The 17470-nt window shown below is 71.1% G+C and carries 20 protein-coding genes and 1 pseudogene; 11 read left to right on the top strand and 10 right to left on the bottom strand.

Annotated elements, in window-relative coordinates:
• Positions 1-121: 121 nt before the first annotated feature.
• The 4 genes from hisD to HCU73_RS02850 form a co-directional block, all read right to left on the bottom strand.
• On the bottom strand, positions 122-1447 hold the full coding sequence (gene hisD, locus HCU73_RS02865) for a histidinol dehydrogenase (RefSeq protein WP_168621882.1): 1326 nt from the start codon (positions 1445-1447) through the stop codon (positions 122-124).
• A gap of 85 nt (positions 1448-1532) precedes the next feature.
• Complete coding sequence (locus HCU73_RS02860; RefSeq protein WP_168621881.1) at positions 1533-2504, bottom strand: alpha/beta fold hydrolase; 972 nt, start codon at positions 2502-2504, stop codon at positions 1533-1535.
• Positions 2497-3246, bottom strand: a complete 750-nt coding sequence (locus HCU73_RS02855; protein WP_168621880.1) for an alpha/beta hydrolase — start codon at positions 3244-3246, stop codon at positions 2497-2499. Before HCU73_RS02855 ends, HCU73_RS02860 begins: the two co-directional genes overlap by 8 nt.
• Positions 3247-3326: 80 nt before the next feature.
• Complete coding sequence (locus HCU73_RS02850; protein ID WP_168621879.1) at positions 3327-4610, bottom strand: MFS transporter; 1284 nt, start codon at positions 4608-4610, stop codon at positions 3327-3329.
• A gap of 111 nt (positions 4611-4721) precedes the next feature.
• Here HCU73_RS02850 and thrS point away from each other — a divergent pair, with 111 nt between their 5' ends.
• The 4 genes from thrS (at position 4722) to HCU73_RS02830 (ending at position 9029) form a co-directional block, all read left to right on the top strand.
• Entirely contained in the window at positions 4722-6680 is a 1959-nt protein-coding gene (gene thrS, locus HCU73_RS02845; RefSeq protein ID WP_168621878.1) for a threonine--tRNA ligase, read from the top strand.
• A 96-nt stretch (positions 6681-6776) separates the two neighbouring features.
• Positions 6777-7316, top strand: a complete 540-nt coding sequence (locus tag HCU73_RS02840) for a dihydrofolate reductase family protein (protein WP_168621877.1) — start codon at positions 6777-6779, stop codon at positions 7314-7316.
• Positions 7313-7879, top strand: coding sequence for a TetR/AcrR family transcriptional regulator (locus tag HCU73_RS02835; protein WP_168621876.1), 567 nt, complete (start codon positions 7313-7315; stop codon positions 7877-7879). The genes HCU73_RS02840 and HCU73_RS02835 overlap by 4 nt, the downstream gene beginning before the upstream one ends.
• 127 nt (positions 7880-8006) lie before the next feature.
• Positions 8007-9029 carry a zinc-dependent alcohol dehydrogenase family protein gene (locus tag HCU73_RS02830; RefSeq protein WP_168621875.1) on the top strand — a complete coding sequence of 341 codons (1023 nt, stop codon included), beginning with the start codon at positions 8007-8009 and terminating at the stop codon, positions 9027-9029.
• Between the two features lie 81 nt (positions 9030-9110).
• On the opposite strand, the gene HCU73_RS02825 is transcribed toward HCU73_RS02830, so the two are convergent.
• Positions 9111-9479 (bottom strand): hypothetical protein, encoded by a 369-nt coding sequence (locus HCU73_RS02825; RefSeq protein WP_168621874.1) that lies wholly within the window; start codon positions 9477-9479, stop codon positions 9111-9113.
• A 361-nt stretch (positions 9480-9840) separates the two neighbouring features.
• On the opposite strand from HCU73_RS02825, the pseudogene HCU73_RS18670 reads away from it, so the two are divergent.
• The 4 genes and pseudogenes from HCU73_RS18670 to HCU73_RS02805 form a co-directional block, all read left to right on the top strand.
• Positions 9841-10152: pseudogene (locus tag HCU73_RS18670) on the top strand (BufA1 family periplasmic bufferin-type metallophore); the annotation flags it as partial.
• A 137-nt stretch (positions 10153-10289) separates the two neighbouring features.
• Positions 10290-11150, top strand: a complete 861-nt coding sequence (gene bufB / locus HCU73_RS02815) for an MNIO family bufferin maturase (RefSeq protein ID WP_168621872.1) — start codon at positions 10290-10292, stop codon at positions 11148-11150.
• Positions 11147-11884 carry an HvfC/BufC N-terminal domain-containing protein gene (locus HCU73_RS02810; protein ID WP_168621871.1) on the top strand — a complete coding sequence of 246 codons (738 nt, stop codon included), beginning with the start codon at positions 11147-11149 and terminating at the stop codon, positions 11882-11884. Before bufB ends, HCU73_RS02810 begins: the two co-directional genes overlap by 4 nt.
• A gap of 11 nt (positions 11885-11895) precedes the next feature.
• Positions 11896-12462, top strand: coding sequence for a DoxX family membrane protein (locus tag HCU73_RS02805; protein ID WP_168621870.1), 567 nt, complete (start codon positions 11896-11898; stop codon positions 12460-12462).
• On the opposite strand, the gene HCU73_RS02800 is transcribed toward HCU73_RS02805, so the two are convergent.
• On the bottom strand, positions 12417-12731 hold the full coding sequence (locus HCU73_RS02800; RefSeq protein ID WP_168621869.1) for an ArsC/Spx/MgsR family protein: 315 nt from the start codon (positions 12729-12731) through the stop codon (positions 12417-12419). The two genes, HCU73_RS02805 and HCU73_RS02800, sit on opposite strands and share 46 nt — an antisense overlap.
• A gap of 252 nt (positions 12732-12983) precedes the next feature.
• Here HCU73_RS02800 and HCU73_RS02795 point away from each other — a divergent pair, with 252 nt between their 5' ends.
• The gene (locus HCU73_RS02795; RefSeq protein ID WP_168621868.1) at positions 12984-13193 is read left to right on the top strand and encodes a cold-shock protein; all 210 of its coding nucleotides are present in this window, start codon (positions 12984-12986) and stop codon (positions 13191-13193) included.
• A gap of 68 nt (positions 13194-13261) precedes the next feature.
• Here the strand turns inward: HCU73_RS02795 and HCU73_RS02790 are convergent, their stop codons facing one another.
• The 3 genes from HCU73_RS02790 to thyX form a co-directional block, all read right to left on the bottom strand.
• On the bottom strand, positions 13262-13666 hold the full coding sequence (locus tag HCU73_RS02790; RefSeq protein WP_168621867.1) for a DUF2177 family protein: 405 nt from the start codon (positions 13664-13666) through the stop codon (positions 13262-13264).
• 149 nt (positions 13667-13815) lie between these two features.
• On the bottom strand, positions 13816-14799 hold the full coding sequence (locus HCU73_RS02785) for a hypothetical protein (protein ID WP_168621866.1): 984 nt from the start codon (positions 14797-14799) through the stop codon (positions 13816-13818).
• Positions 14799-15704 carry an FAD-dependent thymidylate synthase gene (gene thyX / locus HCU73_RS02780; protein ID WP_168621865.1) on the bottom strand — a complete coding sequence of 302 codons (906 nt, stop codon included), beginning with the start codon at positions 15702-15704 and terminating at the stop codon, positions 14799-14801. The genes HCU73_RS02785 and thyX overlap by 1 nt, the downstream gene beginning before the upstream one ends.
• A 189-nt stretch (positions 15705-15893) precedes the next feature.
• On the opposite strand from thyX, the gene HCU73_RS02775 reads away from it, so the two are divergent.
• Entirely contained in the window at positions 15894-16322 is a 429-nt protein-coding gene (locus HCU73_RS02775) for a VOC family protein (protein WP_168621864.1), read from the top strand.
• Positions 16316-17023 (top strand): DUF1194 domain-containing protein, encoded by a 708-nt coding sequence (locus HCU73_RS02770; protein ID WP_168621863.1) that lies wholly within the window; start codon positions 16316-16318, stop codon positions 17021-17023. Before HCU73_RS02775 ends, HCU73_RS02770 begins: the two co-directional genes overlap by 7 nt.
• Before the next feature lie 89 nt (positions 17024-17112).
• On the opposite strand, the gene HCU73_RS02765 is transcribed toward HCU73_RS02770, so the two are convergent.
• Positions 17113-17466, bottom strand: a complete 354-nt coding sequence (locus HCU73_RS02765; RefSeq protein WP_168621862.1) for an Mth938-like domain-containing protein — start codon at positions 17464-17466, stop codon at positions 17113-17115.
• Positions 17467-17470 lie beyond the last annotated feature (4 nt).

The following is a 17470-nucleotide window of genomic DNA, read 5'->3' as shown; positions in this document are numbered from 1 at the left end:
CCTGTGTGTCACGGTGCGTCACACCGCATTCCCCATCTTTGCTTCCCAAAATACTCTGGGGGGCAAGGGGGCAAAGCCCCCAAAAAGGGGTGGGCGGGCGGGCCCGCCCACCCCCACTAACTCACTCCGCCGCCTCCCGGTAGGGCGCGCCCTCGCCATAGGGCACGTTGATCCCGCCATACCGCCGCACCCGCACGTTGCACTGCTCCGCATGCCCGACGAAGCCCTCCAACATGCACAGCCGCGAGCCGTATTCGCCGACCAGCGTCGCCGCCTCGTCGGTCAGCACCCGCTGGTAGGAATGCGTCTTGATGAACTTGCCAACCCAGAGCCCGCCGGTGTACCGCCCCGCCCGCTTGGTCGGCAGGGTGTGGTTCGTCCCGATCACCTTGTCGCCGTTCGCCACGTTGGTCCGCGGCCCGAGGAACAGCGCCCCGTAGTTCGTCATGTGCTCAAGGTACCAGTCGTCCCGGTCCGTCATCACCTGCACGTGCTCGTAGGCCATCTCCTCGGACACGCGCAGCATCTCGTCGTGGTCGGCGCACAGGATCACGTCGCCGTAGTCGCGCCAGCTGACCGCCGCGGTCTCGGCCGTGGGCAGGATCGCCAGCAGCCGATCGACCTCGGCAAGCACCGCCTCGGCCAGCTTGCGGGAATTGGTGATCAGGCAGGCGGGCGAGTTGTAGCCGTGTTCGGCCTGCCCCAGCAGGTCGGTCGCCACCATCTCGGCGTCGACCGTGTCGTCGGCGATCACCATGGTCTCGGTCGGCCCGGCGAACAGGTCGATCCCGACGCGCCCGAACAGCTGGCGCTTGGCCTCGGCCACGAAGGCGTTGCCGGGGCCGACCAGCATGTCGACCGGCGCGATGGTCTCGGTGCCCAGCGCCATCGCCGCCACCGCCTGCACGCCGCCCAGCACCAGGATCTCGTCCGCGCCGCCCTCGTGCATCGCCGCCACGATGGCCGGGTGCGGCGCGCCCTTGACCGGCGGCGCGCTCGCCACGATTCGCTTCACCCCCGCCACCTTGGCCGTCAGCACCGACATGTGCGCCGAAGCGACCATCGGGAACTTGCCGCCCGGCACGTAGCAGCCCACGGAATTCACCGGGATGTTGCGGTGGCCGAGGATCACGCCCGGCAGCGTCTCGACCTCGATGTCGCGCATCGACGCCTTCTGCGCCTCGGCAAAGCGCCGGATCTGGGCCTGGGCAAAGCGGATGTCGGCCATCTCGCGGGCCGTCACCTTCTGCATCGCCGCCTCGATCTCGGACGGCGTCAGGCGAAAGGCGGCCGGCGCGTAGCCGTCGAACTTGGCCGACAGCTCGCGCACCGCCGCGTCGCCGCGCGCCGTGACATCGGCCAGGATGCCCTCCACGGTGGCGCGCACCTTGGCGTCGTCCTCCGCCCGCGCCTCGGCCGGCTTGCCGCGTTTCAGATACTCCGCCATGGCTGCTCCTCCCGCTGTGACCCGCTCAAGGATACAAGGGCCAACGGCCTTCGCAAGCGGAATTTGCATACGTTTGCAAACCCGCTCAGCGCGGCAGTTCCGCCACCCAGCCCAGGATCGCGTCGGTCACCGGCCCGGTCATCGCGGGGCTCACGATGTCGCCGGCGATGACATGGGCCGAGGGGTCGACGCCGGTCCCGGGCAGGACCTGCGGCGCCAGCGTGACCGGCCCGCCCCAGCGCGCCGCGGCGGCCCGGGTCGCGGCCACCGACACCACGCTGTCGGCCTCCGAGAACAGGACCAGCACCGGCATCCCCGCCGTGCCAAGGTCGCGCCCCCGCAGCTCGCGCAAGAGCGCGCCCAGCCGCACCGTGGCGATGCTGGGGTAGCGTTCCGTCCAGTAGGTCGCCTGCGCCTCGTTCAGCGGCTCGAAGCCGCGCTCGGGCCCGACGATCCAGGGCACGAAGACCGCGGCGAAGGGCCATTCCAGCAGGACCCCCGCCGGGTCGGCCACGGCGAAGTTCGGCGACACCAGCACGACGCCCGCGATCCGGTCGGCCATGTCGGGCTCGGTCGCGGCCCAGGCGGCCAGCGTGCCGCCGGTCGAGGTGCCGATCACCAGCACGCGCTCGCCCACCGCGCGGGCCACGTCCAGCATCAGGTCGGTGTCGTCCAGCCAGTCGCCCGCCGTCGCCTCGGCCATCGCCTCCGCGCTGCGGCCATGGCCGGGCAGGCGGGCAAAGACCAGGTTGGCGCCCAGCGCCGCGGCCACGCGGTCGGGCACGGGGCGGATTTCCTCGGAACTGGCCGAGAAGCCGTGCAGGTACAGCACCGACCAGGGCGTCACCGCGCCCGCCTCGCCCGCCCAGACCACCCGCGCCTCGGCGCCCGGCACGATGTCGGGAAGGGCCGCCTCGCGCGCGGCAAGAACCGCGGGGTCGGCGGTCTGTCCCGGCGCCGCGCCCGGGGTCCGCACCGCGGGCTCGCGCGGGCCGAGGCCCGCCATCAGCCCCCCGAGGATCACCAGGACCAGCAGGATCCGCGTCAGGTTACGCACGGGCCAGCACCTCCTCGACGGCACGGGGAATGGTCTCCAGGCAGGCCGGGTCCGAAAACCGGTGGTCGGCCCCCTTCACCAGTTCCAGCCGGATGTCGGGCCCCTCGAGGTGATCCAACAGCCGCAGCGCCACCGCCATCGGCACGTCGGGGTCGGCGGTGCCCTGCAGCATCCGCACCGGCACCGGCAGGGCCAGCGGCGTGCGCAGCACCAGGTGGTCGCGCCCGTCCTCGATCATGCGGCGGGTGATGATCATGTCCTCGCCGTACTCGGACGGCAGCGCGACCTGCCCCTCCTCCATGCAGGCCCTGCGCTGGTCGTCCGACCACTCGGCCCACATCCCGTCCTCGGTGAAATCCGGCGCCGCGGCGATGGTCACGAGGCCCGCGACGCGCCCGGGCATGGACCGGGCAAGGAGCAGGCTGATCCAGCCGCCCATCGACGAGCCGACCAGCACCTGCGGCCCCTCGGTCAGCGCGGCGATGGCGGCCGCGGCGTCCTCGGCCCAGTCGCCGATGCAGCCGTCCGTGAAGCTGCCGCCGCTCGCCCCGTGGCCCGAATAGTCGAACCGCAGAAACGCCCGGCCGGTCCGCCGCGCCCAGTCCTCCAGGTGCATCGCCTTGGTGCCCGTCATGTCCGACCTGAGCCCGCCGAGGAACACCACCCCCGGCTCCCGCCCCGAGAACCGGTGCCACGCGAGGCGGCGGCCCTGCGGCGTGTCGAGGAACTGGGGCTCGGCCATGGCGGTCTCCGTCCGGGGTCGTGGTCAGCGCAGGCGCAACCTGCGCCAAGCCCGCACGGGGGGCAATCCCCGGCGCGGCGTCAGGCGCCCTCGACCTCGTCCAGCCCCAGCGCGACGAGGCTGGCCAGCGCGCACATCCCCGCGAACAGCCAGACCGGCAAGGCCGGACCGGCCAGCGACGCCAGCACCCCGAAGCCGCCCGAGGCCAGCAGGATCCCGCCGATCACCGTGTTCGACACCGCCGCATAGGCGGCGCGGGCCTCGGGCGGGGCCATGTCGACCAGGTAGGTCGACCGCCCCGAGCGCACGCCGTGGTAGGCGATCATCAGCGGGAACAGGCAGGCCGCCACGGCAAGGGCCCGGTCGAACAGCCCCGCCGCCGACAGCCCCGCCGCCGCCGCCAGCGCCAGCGCCCCGACGCCCCCCGCCGCGATCAGCACCGTGCGGCTGGACCGGTCCGACAGCCGCCCCCAGACATAGGACGACAGCGTCGCCGCCGCCGCCGAGGCCAGCAGCAGCGCCCCCAGCTGGCCAAAGGCCGCCCCCGCCACGCCGCTGGCCATCAGCACCAGGAAGGGCGGCGCCAGCGCCGTGCCCGTCAACAGCCCCCGCACCGCCACGAAGCGCGCCAGCTGCGGGTCGTCGCGCAACAACGCCAGGTGGCGGAGCGGCGATCCACCCGGCGCCCCGGGCTCCGAGGCGGTCTCGGCCAGCCCCGCGAACAGGGCCGCCCCGGCCAGCCACAGCCCCGCCGCCAGCACCAGCGCCGCCACGACCAGGACGTAGCGGTCGCTCCATCCGGTCATCAGCAGCACCGCGAACCCCACCACCCCCGCCGAGGCGACCGACCCGGCCAGCCCCGTCACCGTGCCGCGGCGGCTGGTGGCGACGGTCTTGCCCAGCACGTCCTTGAAGCTGACCGAACACAGGCTGCGCGACACCGCCAGCGCCGCGAGGCACAGGCACACCGCCAGCCCCGCCGCTGCCCCCGACAGCGCCAGCGCCGCCAGCGCGATGCCCGCCGCCGCCACGCCCTGCCCCGCGCTGCCCGCGACCCAGACCCATTTGCGCCGCGCCATGGCATGCACCCGGTCGGCGATGGCCAGCTGCGGCAACAGCGCGCCGGCCTCGCGGATCGGCACCAGAAGGCCCACGAACAGCGCCGGCGCGCCCAGCGCCGTCAGCAGCCAGGACAGCACCAGCTTGGGGTCGATCAGCCCGTCGGCCAGCTTGGTCAGCGTCAGGCTGGCCGCGGCGCGCAGGGCGTTCCGCGGCTCGGCCGCGGCCTGCGCATCGGGCAGGTCGCCCGCCGTCTCGGTGTCGAACAGCGCCTCGAAGGCGGTTTCCTCGAAGCTGTCGGGCATCGCCGGCCCCCCTGAGATTGACTTCGCCGGGTGCGCCGGTCAGATAGCGCAGCACGACAAACCCGCAACCGGGCGTTCCGTGGGCGCCAGACCGACGAGGAGCACGAGGCCATGCCTGACGGCCAGTCCCAGATTTCCCTGACCCTTCCCGATGGCGCGCGCCGCAGCTACCCCGCCGGCGTCACCCCCGCCGAGGTCGCCGCCGACATCTCGCCCTCGCTGGCGAAGAAGGCCATCAGCGCCACCGTCGACGGCAAGCACTGGGACCTGCAGTGGCCGATCCCGTCCGACGCGACGCTGGCGCTCCACACCATGAAGGACGAGCCGCAGGCTCTGGAGCTGATCCGCCACGACCTCGCCCATGTCATGGCCCGCGCGGTGCAGGAGATCTGGCCCGAGGTGAAGGTCACCATCGGCCCCGTGATCGAGAACGGCTGGTACTACGACTTCGACCGCGCCGAGCCCTTCACCCCCGAGGATCTCGGCCAGATCGAGGCCAAGATGCGCGAGATCATCAACCGCCGCGACCCGGTCACCACCGAGATCTGGGACCGCGACCGCGCGATCCGCTACTACGAGGCAAACAACGAGCCCTACAAGGTCGAACTGGTGCAGGCGATCCCCGAGGGCCAGCCGATCCGCATGTACTGGCACGGCCACTGGCAGGACCTCTGCCGCGGCCCGCATCTCCAGCACACCGGCCAGCTGCCCGCCGACGCCTTCAAGCTGATGAAGGTGGCTGGCGCCTACTGGCGCGGCGATTCCAGCCGCCCCATGCTCCAGCGCATCTACGGCGTCGCCTTCCAGAACCGCGACCAGCTCAAGGCGTACCTGACCTTCCTCGAGGAGGCGGAGAAGCGCGACCACCGCCGCCTCGGCCGCGAGATGGACCTGTTCCACATGCAGGAGGAGGCCCGCGGCCAGGTGTTCTGGCACCCCAACGGCTGGACCGTCTACACCACGCTGCAGGACTACATGCGCCGCCAGCAGAAGCGCGGCGGCTACGTCGAGGTGAACACCCCCCAGGTCGTCGACCGCAAGCTGTGGGAGGCCTCGGGCCACTGGGAGAAATACCAGGACAACATGTTCCTCGTGGAAGTCGACGAGGAACACGCCCGCGAAAAGGCGATCAACGCGCTCAAGCCGATGAATTGCCCCTGCCACGTGCAGATCTTCAACGTGGGCCTGAAATCCTACCGCGACCTGCCGCTGCGGATGGCCGAGTTCGGCTCCTGCAACCGCTACGAGCCCTCGGGCGCGCTGCACGGTATCATGCGGGTGCGCGGCTTCACCCAGGACGACGCCCACATCTTCTGCACCGAGGCGCAGATCGAGGCCGAGACCGCGCGCTTCATCGACTTCCTGTCCAACATCTACCGCGACCTCGGCTTCCCCGAGTTCGAGGTGCTGTTCTCGACCCGCCCCGACGTGCGCGCCGGCAGTGACGAGGTGTGGGACAAGGCCGAGGCGGCACTCCTGTCGGCCACCCGCGCGGCGGGGATCGAGCCCAAGGTGAACCCCGGCGAAGGCGCCTTCTACGGGCCCAAGCTCGAGTTCACCCTGACCGACGCCATCGGCCGGAAATGGCAGTGCGGCACCCACCAGGTGGATTTCGTCCTGCCCGAGCGGCTGGACGCCTCCTACATCGGCCCCGACGGCGAGAAGCACCGCCCGGTTATGCTGCACCGCGCCTGCCTCGGCTCCTTCGAGCGCTTCATCGGCATCCTGATTGAGGAACACGCGGGCAAGCTGCCGTTCTGGCTCGCCCCCCGGCAGGTCGTCGTCGCCTCCATCGTGTCCGAGGCCGACGGCTTCGTGCAGGAGGCGGTGGCCGCGCTTCAGGCCGCCGGCGTGCGCGCCGAGGCCGACATCCGCAACGAAAAGATCAACTACAAGATCCGCGAACACTCCGTGGGCAAGGTGCCCGTCATCCTCGCCGTCGGCCGCAAGGAGGTCGAGGACGGCACGGTCACCCTGCGCCGCCTCGGCGAGACCCAGACCCGCGTCGCGCCGCTGGCCGAGGTGGTGGCGGAGCTTGCAGCCGACGCGGTGCCGCCCGACCTGCGCTGAGCGACAAACCACGGGAAAGGGCAACGCGCGCACGGCCGTTGCCCTTTTTCGCGCCCTGATTTATACGGTGTATAATTCCAGCGATAGGGGCGCCCCATGACCGAAGGCCATGTCTTCATCGCCACCAGCCTCGACGGCTTCATCGCCCGGCCCGACCACGCGCTCGACTGGCTGACCGGGCGGGATTTCGGCGGCGAGGATCACGGCTACGACGCCTTTCTCGCGGACATGGACGGGGTCGTCATGGGCAGCGGCACCTTCCGCGCCGTGGCGGGCTTCGACCCCTGGCCCTACGCCCTGCCTGTCGTCGTCCTCAGCCGGTCGATGGCTGAGGCCGACCTGCCCCCGGCGCTGCGCCCCCATGTCCGCGTCCTGGCCGACCCGCCCGCGGCGCTGATGGCCCGCCTCGGGGCAGAAGGCTGGCGGCGCGCCTATGTCGACGGCGGGGCGCTGATCCGGTCCTTCCTCGGCGCGGGGCTGATCCGGCGGATGACCATCTCCACCCTGCCGGTGCTGATCGGGGCGGGGCGGCCCCTGTTCGGCGGAACCGGCCCCGACATCGCGCTCCGGCACGAGGCGACGCGCAGCTTCCCCTCGGGGCTGGTGCAAAGCACCTGGACGGTGCCCGCGCCATGACCGACCGCAGGCCCGGGCGCCCGGCGCGGGCGGCGGCCACGGGGCGGGCCGCGATCCTCGACGCAGGCCTCCGCCGGGTCGAGGCGGGCGAGGCGATCAGCTTCCGCGCGCTCGGGGCCGAGCTGGGCGTGACCGCGATGGCCGTCCGGCACCACGTCGGCGACAGCGCGGCGCTCCTCCGCGCCATGACGGGGCGCGTCTTCGCCGGCATCGCCCCGTCCCCGGACGGCGATCCGCGCGGCCGGCTGCGGGCCACGCTCCTGTCCTACGTCGCCCGCGCGGCGCGCCACCCCCGGCTGATGCAGCTGACGCTGGCCGACCCGGCGCTGGTCGGGCCCGACCTGTCGCGGCTGGGCGAGGCGCTCGCGCAGGACTGCGCCGCCCTGACGGGCGACCCCGCGGCCGGCGGCCACCTGCGCGACATCCTCGTCGATCAGGCCCACGGCACGATCCTCGCGCTCTGCCACGCCGGGCAGGATGCGGCCGCGCTCCAGGCCCGCTACGCCGCGACGCTCGACTGGCTGCTCGACACCGCCGCCCCCGCGCCTCGCGGCGGCCCATGACAGACCGGCACCCGTGCCGCTTCGCACACACCCTTGCCGGGGCCCGGCCGCCCCATCTTTGCTTTCCAAATACTCCCGCCGGAGGCAGGCTGGCCGCAGGGCGCAGCGGCGGACAGGGGGGCCACCCATGCAGGCATGGACGTTCACGACCGGCTTCGGCTTCGGGAACCTGGCGCTGCAGGACCGCCCCACCCCCCGCCCCGGCCCCGGCGAGCTGCTGCTGGAGATGCGCGCCGCCTCGCTCAACTACCGCGACCTCGTCGTCCTGCGCGGCCAGCACGGCCGCGCCGTGCAGCCGCCGCTGATCCCGCTGTCGGACGGGGTGGGCGTCGTGACCGACACCGGCCCGGGCGTCACCGGCATCGCCCCCGGCGACCGCGTTTGCCCCGCCTTCTTCCAGAACTGGGACGGCGGCGACCCGCCCGCCGACCTCGACTCCGGCCGCCTCGGCGGGCCGCTGGACGGGGTGCTCGCCACCCACCGCGTTTTCCCGGCGGCCGGCGTCGTCCCCGTGCCCGACCACCTGACCGACGCCGAGGCCGCCACGCTGCCCTGCGCCGGCCTGACCGCCTGGAGCGCGCTGATGGCGGCCCCGCCCGTCCGCCCCGGCGAGACGGTGCTGATCCTCGGCACCGGCGGCGTGGCGCTGATGGCGGTGCTGCTGGCAAAGGCCGCCGGCGCGGCGGTCATCGTCACCACCTCCTCCCCCGACAAGGCCGCGCGCATCGCGGCGCTCGGCGCCGACTACGTCGTCGACCGCGGCGCGACCCCCGACTGGGCGGCCGAGGTGCGCGCGGCGACAGGCGGCGTCGACCGGGTGCTGGAGCTGGGCGGCGCGGCCACGCTGCCCGACGCGATCCGCTGCACCCGGACGGGCGGGCAGGTCATCCTGATCGGCAACGTCACCGGCAACAGGGCCGAGCTGTTCCTGCCCGCGATCCTGACGCGCCAACTGACGCTCAGGTCGGTCACGGTCGGCTCGAAACAGGGCTTCGCGGCCATGGCCCGCGCCATCGCGCAGCACGGGCTGCGCCCCGTGGTCGGGCGGGTCTACCCCTTCACCGAGGCGCCGGAGGCATTCCGGGCGATGGAGGCGCAGGCCGTCTTCGGCAACATCTGCATCGGGATCGGGACCGGGCGCACGGCGTAGCGCCGGGCGCGGTTTCCCCGGGGAAACCGCCCGGGAAACCCCGGGGTTTCCCGGGCGGAAAACGCGCGTTTTCCGCCGCCCTCAGAAATGCGCCTTTTCCTCGTCGGGCTTGCCCGCCGCCAGCGCCAGCAGGCCGCCGAGCCCCAGGCAGGCGATCGGGAAGATGGTGAACACGCCAAAGCCCAGCCCGTGCCAGATGCCGCCCGCCGCCAGCAGCATCAGCACCCCGCCCCACAGCGCGCGCGCCCGCGCCATGGCGCCGCCCGCGATCCCGACCAGAGGCGCGATCACTGACACCGCCTGCTTCATCTGCGGGTCCTCGACCTGCCGCGCGAGGTCGGGCACCTCGCCGAACCAGTCGATGAACACGACGTAGCCGTAGACGAAGAAGCCCACCACCATGGCGAGCACGCCCCCGATCAGCCCCAGCACCAGCGCCGCGTTGCGCATGTCTCTGCCTCCTGTCCTGCCGTCCCGTTCACATAGTCGGGGACGGGCGCCCGTGAAAGGCCCGGGTGCGGCTGCGGCCGCGGTGAAACATTCCCCCGGCCTCCCCCTTGCCGCCCGACACATCGCGCCGGTGGCAAGGTCAGCGCCCCTGCCGCATCCGCGACGCAACCCGTTGATTTCCCGTGGCGCCCCGCTCCGGCCCGCCTCACGGGGCCCTCGCGGCGCGTCACGCCCGCGTGTCCCACGGGGCCGTGATTGGCTGTTGATGGCAGCCCCGGCGCAGGGTGATGCCATCCGGTGCAGCCGCCCGGATCACACAACCAGAACCCTGCACGCATCGCAGAACGGGAGCCAAAGACCCATGACCACCGCCACGAAATCCCTCGCCCTCCTCGGCGCCGTGACCGCCGCCCTGACCGCCCACGGCGTGACCGGCGCCCAGGCGCAGGAGCAGGAAAAATGCTTCGGCGCCAGCCTCGCCGGCGAGAACGACTGCGCCGCCGGCCCCGGCACCACCTGCGCCGGCACCTCGACCGTCGACTACCAGGGCAACGCCTGGACGCTGGTGCCCGCCGGCACCTGCAACGACATCGAGCTGCCCGACGGCCGCATGGCCGCGACCGACACCCAGCTGACCGAGTGGGGCTACGCCGGCATCAACCGCGACCTGCCCGAGGGCGTCGCGGCGGACGTGGTGGCGACCTACATGGCGCCCGACGCGCTGGCCTCGATGCTCGACATGTGAGCCCGACCGCGCCGCCCCGCCCCCGGGGCGGCGCACCCCCCTTCCGCACACCGGACCCGCGCCCCATGCTCGACACCGCCGCCCCCCGCCGCCTGCCGCTGGCCGCCGGCCTCGGCTACAAGCCGCAGCATTTCGCGGGCCTCATGGCCGACCCCGGCCCGGTCCGCTGGCTGGAAATCCACGCCGAGAACTACCTGGGCGCCGGCGGCCGCCCGCTGGCGCAACTGCGCGCGCTGGCCGAGCGCTTCCCCATCTCCGTCCACGGCGTCGGCCTGTCGATCGGCGGCGAACGCCCGCTCGACGCCGACCACCTCGCTCGCCTCCGCCACCTCTGCGACTGGCTGCAACCGGCCAGCTTCTCCGAGCACCTCGCCTGGTCGACCCATGACACGGGCTTCCTGAACGACCTGCTGCCCCTGCCCTACACCGACGCCACGCTCGCCCGCGTCTGCACCCACATCGACCGCGTGCAGGAGGTGCTGGGCCGCCGGATGCTCCTGGAAAACCCCGCCACCTACCTCGCCTTCGCCGAGAGCGACCGGACCGAGGTCGAGTTCCTGTCCGAGATCGCCCGCCGCACCGGCTGCGGGCTGCTGCTCGACGTGAACAACGTGTTCGTCTCGGCCACCAACCAGGGCTGGGACGCCCGCGCCTACATCGACGCCTTCCCGCTGGACGCGGTGGGCGAGATCCACCTCGGCGGCCATGACGAGGACCGCGACGAGCACGGCCGCCCGCTCCTGATCGACAGCCACGGCCGCCCCGTGGTCGGCGCCGTCTGGGCGCTCTACGCCCACACGCTCGCCCGCGGCGGCCCGCGCCCCACGCTGATCGAATGGGACACCGACGTGCCGCCCCTGCCCACGCTGATGGCCGAGGCCGCCCGCGCCGGCGCGCTCCTCTCGCCGGTGGAGGCCGCGCGATGACCGGCCAGACCGCCTTTGCCGCCGCGCTGCTCGACCCATCGGCCCCGGTGCCCGAGGGGCTCCGCGACCCGTTCGGCGGCCCCGCGGGCAAGCGCTTCGACGTCTACCGCAACAACGTCGCGGTCTCGCTGACCGAGGCGCTGGAAACCGGCTTTCCCACCGTCCGCAGGCTGGTGGGCGACGCCTACTTCAAGGCGCTCGCCGGCGTGTTCCTGCGCGCCCACCCGCCCTCCGATCCCCGCCTCGCCAGCTGGGGCACCACCTTTCCGGGGTTCGTCGCGGGGTTCCCGCCGCTCGCGCGCCTGCCCTACCTCGCCGACATCGCCCGGCTCGACCTCGGGCTTCGGCAATCCTACCACGCCGCCGACGCCGCGCCCTTCGACACCGCGGGGCTTGCGCCTGCCGCCGTGCTGGCGCTGAAGCCGCGCCTCGCGCCCGCCACGCTGGTCCTGTCCTCGCGCCACCCGGTGCACGGCATCTGGCGCTTCAGCCACGCCCCGGACGCGCCCAAACCCGCGCCGGGCCCCGAGGACGTGCTGATCGCGCGGGCGGGCTACGACCCGGCCCCGCATCTCCTGCCGCCCGGCGGGCTGACCTTCGCCCGCGCGCTCAAGGGCCGGCTGACGCTGTCCGAGGCGCTGACCCGCGCGCTGGCGGATCACCCCGGGGCCGATGCCGCGGCCCTCCTGACCCTGTTCCTGACCTCGGGCGCGCTCACGCCCGACCCCGCCTGAAAGGACCGGCCATGCAGGCCCTGACCCAGCTCCATGCCCGCGTCTTCGGCGCGCTCGAGGCCCGGCTTGCGCCCGCGCTCCTGCCCACGCTGGCGCGGCTGACCTTCGCCGCCGTCCTTCTGCCCTACTACTGGCGCTCGGGCCTGACCAAGATCGGCGACGGCCCCTTCAGCCCCGACCCCGGCGCCTACATCCAGATCCTGCCCCGCGCCTTCGAGGCGGCGGGCTACAACCCCTCGGCGCTGGGGCCGCTCGCCACGGCCATCGTCGTCGCCGGCACCTGGGCCGAGCTGATCCTGCCCGTCCTGCTCGCCTTGGGCCTCCTGACCCGGCTGTCGGCGCTCGGCATGATCGGCTTCGTGCTGGTGCAGACCTGGGTCGACGTGCTGGGCCACGGGGTCGCCCTCGGCCTGCCCTTCGACCGGCACGCCGACGGGCTGGTCGACACCCGCCTCCTGTGGCTCCTGCCGCTGATCCTCCTGGTGCTCAAGGGCGCGGGCCCGCTGTCGCTCGACGCGCTCCTCGCCCGCCGTCAGGGCAACAGCGCCGCCTTCACCCCCGCGTCCCAGCCGAGGTAGAGCCGCCCGCCCGCCTCGATCACCGGCCGCTTCATCAGCGCCGGGTGCGCCGCCAGCAGCGCCGCGGGATCGCCCGCACGCTCGGCCTCGGACAGCCCGCGCCAGGTGGTCGACCGCCGGTTCACCAGCGCGTCGCCGAACGCCGCCAGGAACCGCGCGCGGTCGGCCTCCGACAACGGCAGCGCCCGGACATCCACCAGCTCCGCCCCCGGCAGCGCCGCCACCGCGGCCCGGCACGTGTCGCAATTCTTCAACCCGTAGACCTTCATCCTGCCCCCTCTTTCAGCATCCTGCCCGGCCCGCATACACGCGCCGCGCGAAAACCGGCCAGCCCGCGCCGGCGCCGCACGCCGCCCTTGTTTTTTGGACGGGCCGCGCCATCATTTTCTGTGTGACGTCAGGTTTCAACCCGTGAACCGCCCTCTCAAGAAGGCCGAACACCGGTCACTCGGGCCCCCTGCTGCACCACGCCGCCGCGGCGTTCGCGGGCGGGACTGGAGTTGAGAAGGATACTGAGACCGATGCCCACCGGCACCGTGAAATGGTTCAACACCACCAAAGGTTATGGCTTCATCGCGCCCGATGGCGGCGGGAAGGACGTGTTCGTGCACATCTCGGCCGTGGAGCGCGCCGGGATGACCGGCCTCCCCGACAACATGAAGGTCAGCTACGAACTGCGCGAGGGCCGCGACGGGCGCGCCTCGGCGGTGGACCTGAAAAAGGCCGACTGACCGGCCCCTGCCCGCCCCGACCCGGCAGCGCCGGCGCCCCCGCGGCGGCGCGATGATCCCGCGCCGCGTCAGCCCACCAGCATCCGCGCCACGACGACCCCGCCCCAGGCCGCCAGCGCCGTGACCGCCGTGCCCCAGGCCAGGTCCAGCGCGACCATCTGCGGATGCCAGTCGCGCATCACCGCCCAGGACGTGAACTCGTAGGTCCCGTAGGCCACGAAGCCCAGCACCGCCCCGTTCAGCGCCGCCTGCGCCGGCACCCCGTCGCGCAGGGCGGGCCAGCCGGCGAAATACAGCACCCCCGCCATGTAGGTGAAATAGAACAGCACCGCCGGCAGCAGCCGGAACCCGCCGGGGTAGAGCCCGTCGCCGAGGTGGCGGGCAAAGGCGGGCTGGATCACCGCCCGCAGCATGACGGCATCGGCCACGAGGAAGATCACGCTGGTGGCGAGGAACAGGACGGCAAGGGACATGGGGGCTCCGGTCGAGACGGTCGCCGGGCAGGTAGGGCGCCGGGGGGCGGAGTCGAGGCTGCGGGGCTGCGCCGACCCGCGGGGGCTGGGTGTAGGGTGGGCATTCTGCCCACGATGGTGGGGGGAGGGGTAAGCCTATCCTACGCTTGCTACGAACCAATTCCGATCCACCAACCGAGCAACGCCGCAGCGACACCACAACCAATGGAAAAGAACGCATTGAGGAAGACCTTTACAACAATGACACCGACTGACTTGTTGCGCGCATCGACAAGGTCTTGATCCGCCGATGACAGCAAGAGTGAGCTTTGAGGTGAGAGCCCCTTCAACCATCTTTCAGCGATATCACCTAAGGGGAAAGTAGCTACGCGAACTACGGCCAGCACAGCAATTGAAGCTACAATTGCTGAAAATTGAGCCTCCTGACCATCTACCGATCCGGAAAACAGGACTAGAAGCACAATCGCAGCAGAGAATATCGAAAGGACTCTAATCAGAATATCTACAAACCCTGAAACCTTCGAACAGAAACGGGAAAATCCTGATCTGACCTTGGCAATGCTACGATACCAGTCCTCAAAGTGAGCCTCCAAGGCCCTGGCAACCGCAATATCAACATATTGCACTTCAAAGTGCGCTGTGACTTGAGTGAAGCGAAGTAGCATGTCTATCTCTGAATTGCTGGCGCTACGATCCCGTGCATCTTGCAACGTAGCGAGTGTGCTCCTCAGACGGATAGATATCTTGTACGGCTTAGCCTCTTTAGACTGAGGCAAGTGTATAAGAAAATCATAATCAATTTGAACCTCTTCAACACATAAACTGCGATTGAAGGCCTGAGCAGAGAAGCGCCCAAACCCACTGAATCTTTCTGATCTTCCGCCCACATAGCGAACCAAGAAAGAGTCAACCAAGTCTAAGCAATAATATTGCTCCAACGCCTGCTGGATTAATGTATGGAGGTTCTTGAAGTCTTCTGCCTTTACCACATGCGGATCAAAAAAGAACCGTTGCAGATGCTCTGTTTTTCCCGTCAGGGAGTGATAGACATCCTGCAGAAGTTGAATGCTTACATCTTTTCCCGAGACAGAAACTACGTCCGAGCCATTTCCACCCTTCGACAATTCACTCATCACCCGAACACCTCCTCGAACTCCCGCCACTCGCCCTTGCTCATCCCGCTGGTCTCCTGCGTGACGATCTCGCCCGCCAGCCGGCGGCGGAGCACCTCCACCCCCTTGGCCGACAGCGACACGCCCCCCATGCGGTAATCCTCGAAGGCCGAATACGCCGCCGGCACCCAGTCGGCCACCAGCCGGCACATCAGTTCGGCATAGACCCGGATCTCGTACTGGGCGTGGGCATCGGCGCGCAGCCGGAGGAAGTGGAACAGGTTGTGCAGGTCGGTCTTCCAGTACCACTGGGTGTAGATGTTGGCGGGCAGGTTCATCCGCGCCAGTTCGCGCGCCAGCCCCTGCTGGCCGTCCTGGCTCAGCATCGCCTCGTAATGGTCGTAGGACCGGGCGGCGTCGGCCTTGAGGATCTCCAGCACCCGGGCCGCCTCGGGGCCCGACAGGGTCTCGCCCCGGCCCTGGTTGTTGACGGTGGACTGCGCGGCCAGGTTCTCGGGCGCGGGGATGTAGAACTCCCGGTCGAGGATCGAGTAGCGCGCGGAATACTCGTTCACGTTGGCGGTGCGGTGCCGGATCCACTGCCGCGCCACGAAGACCGGCAGCTTGACGTGGAACTTGACCTCGCACATCTCGAACGGCGTCGAGTGCCAGTGCCGCATCAGGTAGCGGATCAGGCCCGCATCGTCGCGCGCCTTCCTGGTGCCGGCGCCGTAGCTGACGCGGGCGGCCTGCACGATGGCGGCGTCGTCGCCCATGTAGTCGATGACCCGGACAAAGCCGTGATCCAGCACCGGGTGGGCGGTGTAGAGATGTGCCTCCATCCCCTCGCTGACGGCGCGCAGCGTGGGCCGGGGCGTGGCGCGGGCGGCGTCGATCTCGGCCTGGGCGTCGGGGGTGAGCGGCATCGAGCGGCTCCTTCTGTCGTCGGACGGGATGGGTGCCCCAACATCTTGCATCACGCGCCTTGCGGACCGCAAGATAAAGGGGGCGCACCGCGGGTCATTTACCCACAGGAAATTTACGGACGAATGGGCTGTGCCCTGCGCCCCGCCGCGCTAGGATCGCGGCAGACAGGAAAGACAGGAGGACGGCCCATGGGCATCCGGTATCTGCACACCATGGTCAGGGTAAAGGACCTCGCGGCCTCTATGGCCTTCTACGAGCTGCTGGGCCTGCGCGAGACGCGGCGCTACGAGAATGATCAGGGCCGCTTCACGCTGGTCTTCATGGCGCCCCCTGGCCAGGAGGACTGCCCGGTGGAACTGACCTACAACTGGGACGGCGACGAGGGGCTGCCGTCGGACAGCCGGCATTTCGGCCACCTCGCCTACCGCGTCGACAACATCTACGAGACCTGCCGGCACCTGATGGAGAACGGCGTCACGATCAACCGGCCGCCCCGCGACGGGCGCATGGCCTTCGTGCGGTCGCCCGACAACATCTCGGTGGAACTGCTGCAGGCCGGCGAGGCGCTGGCCCCGGCCGAGCCCTGGGCCTCGATGGGGAACACCGGGCATTGGTAAGGGGGGCGGCGCTGATCCTGGGTCTTGCCGCCGCACCGGCCGCGGCCCAGGATCAGTGCCGCCTCGCGCTCCAGCTGGGTTTCGACGTCTCGGCCTCGGTCGACGAGGCCGAGTATCTCCAGCAGACCGCCGGGATCGCGTCGGCCCTGATCGCGCCCGAGATCGTCGAGGCGTTCCTGAACGGACCCGGCCCGGTCGCGCTGTCGATCTTCGAATGGTCGGGGCGGTTCCAGCAGGACGTGATCATCGACTGGACGCTGATCACCTCCGAGGCCGACCTGACCCGCATCGCCGAACGCGTGGCGCGCGAGACGCGGGGGCCGCAGGACTTCCCCACCGCCATCGGCTACGCGCTCGGCTTCGCCGCGACCCGCTTCCAGGAGGCGCCGCCCTGCCTGTTCCAGACGCTCGACCTGTCGGGCGACGGGCAGAACAACGACGGCTTCCCGCCGGCCTCGGCCTATGAACATTTCCCCTTCGACGAGATCACGGTGAACGGGCTGGCGATCGGCGGCGCGTCGAACGACATCGCCGAGTATTTCGAGCGCGAGGTGATCCGCGGCCCCGGCGCCTTCGTCGAATTCGCCCGGGGCCACGACGAATTCGCCGCGGCGCTGCGGCGCAAGCTGGAGCGCGAGCTCAGGGTGATGATCCTCGGCGGGCTGGCCCTGCCCACCGGGCAGCTGCCGTTGCCGATGTGACGGGCGGCGCTGGTGCGCCAGACGGCGCACCCTGCACCGCCGCGTCTGTGCATCCGTAGGGTGCGCCGTCTGGCGCACCACGCGACCGGCTAAACTGGCAACGCCGCCAGCCCCACGCGCCGCCCCTCGGACAACAGCACGTTGTAGGTCCGGCAGGCCGCCGGGCTCGCCGCGATCTCCACGCCGATCCCCGCCGCCTCCAGCGCCCGGCGCAGGTCGCCCGGGATCTGCGCGATCTCGGCCCCGGTGCCGATGAACAGCACGTCGATCTCCCCCGCCCGCTCCAGCAGCCGCGCCCGGTCGTCGTAGCCGCCCCAGCCCGAGACGCCCGAGGGCAGGATCACCACCGCGCCCGCCACGACCTCGCCGCCCACGCGGAAGAAGCCCGGGCCGTAGCCGTCGACCGGCCGGCTGTCGTCGAAGCTCACCTCGTTCATGCGCATCTGT

Origin of the sequence: Roseicyclus persicicus, from assembly GCF_012395815.1 — a bacterium.
Taxonomy (GTDB): domain Bacteria; phylum Pseudomonadota; class Alphaproteobacteria; order Rhodobacterales; family Rhodobacteraceae; genus Roseicyclus; species Roseicyclus persicicus.
The sequence above is the reverse complement of the archived record's forward strand: the minus strand, read 5'-3'. Positions and strand labels throughout refer to the sequence as shown.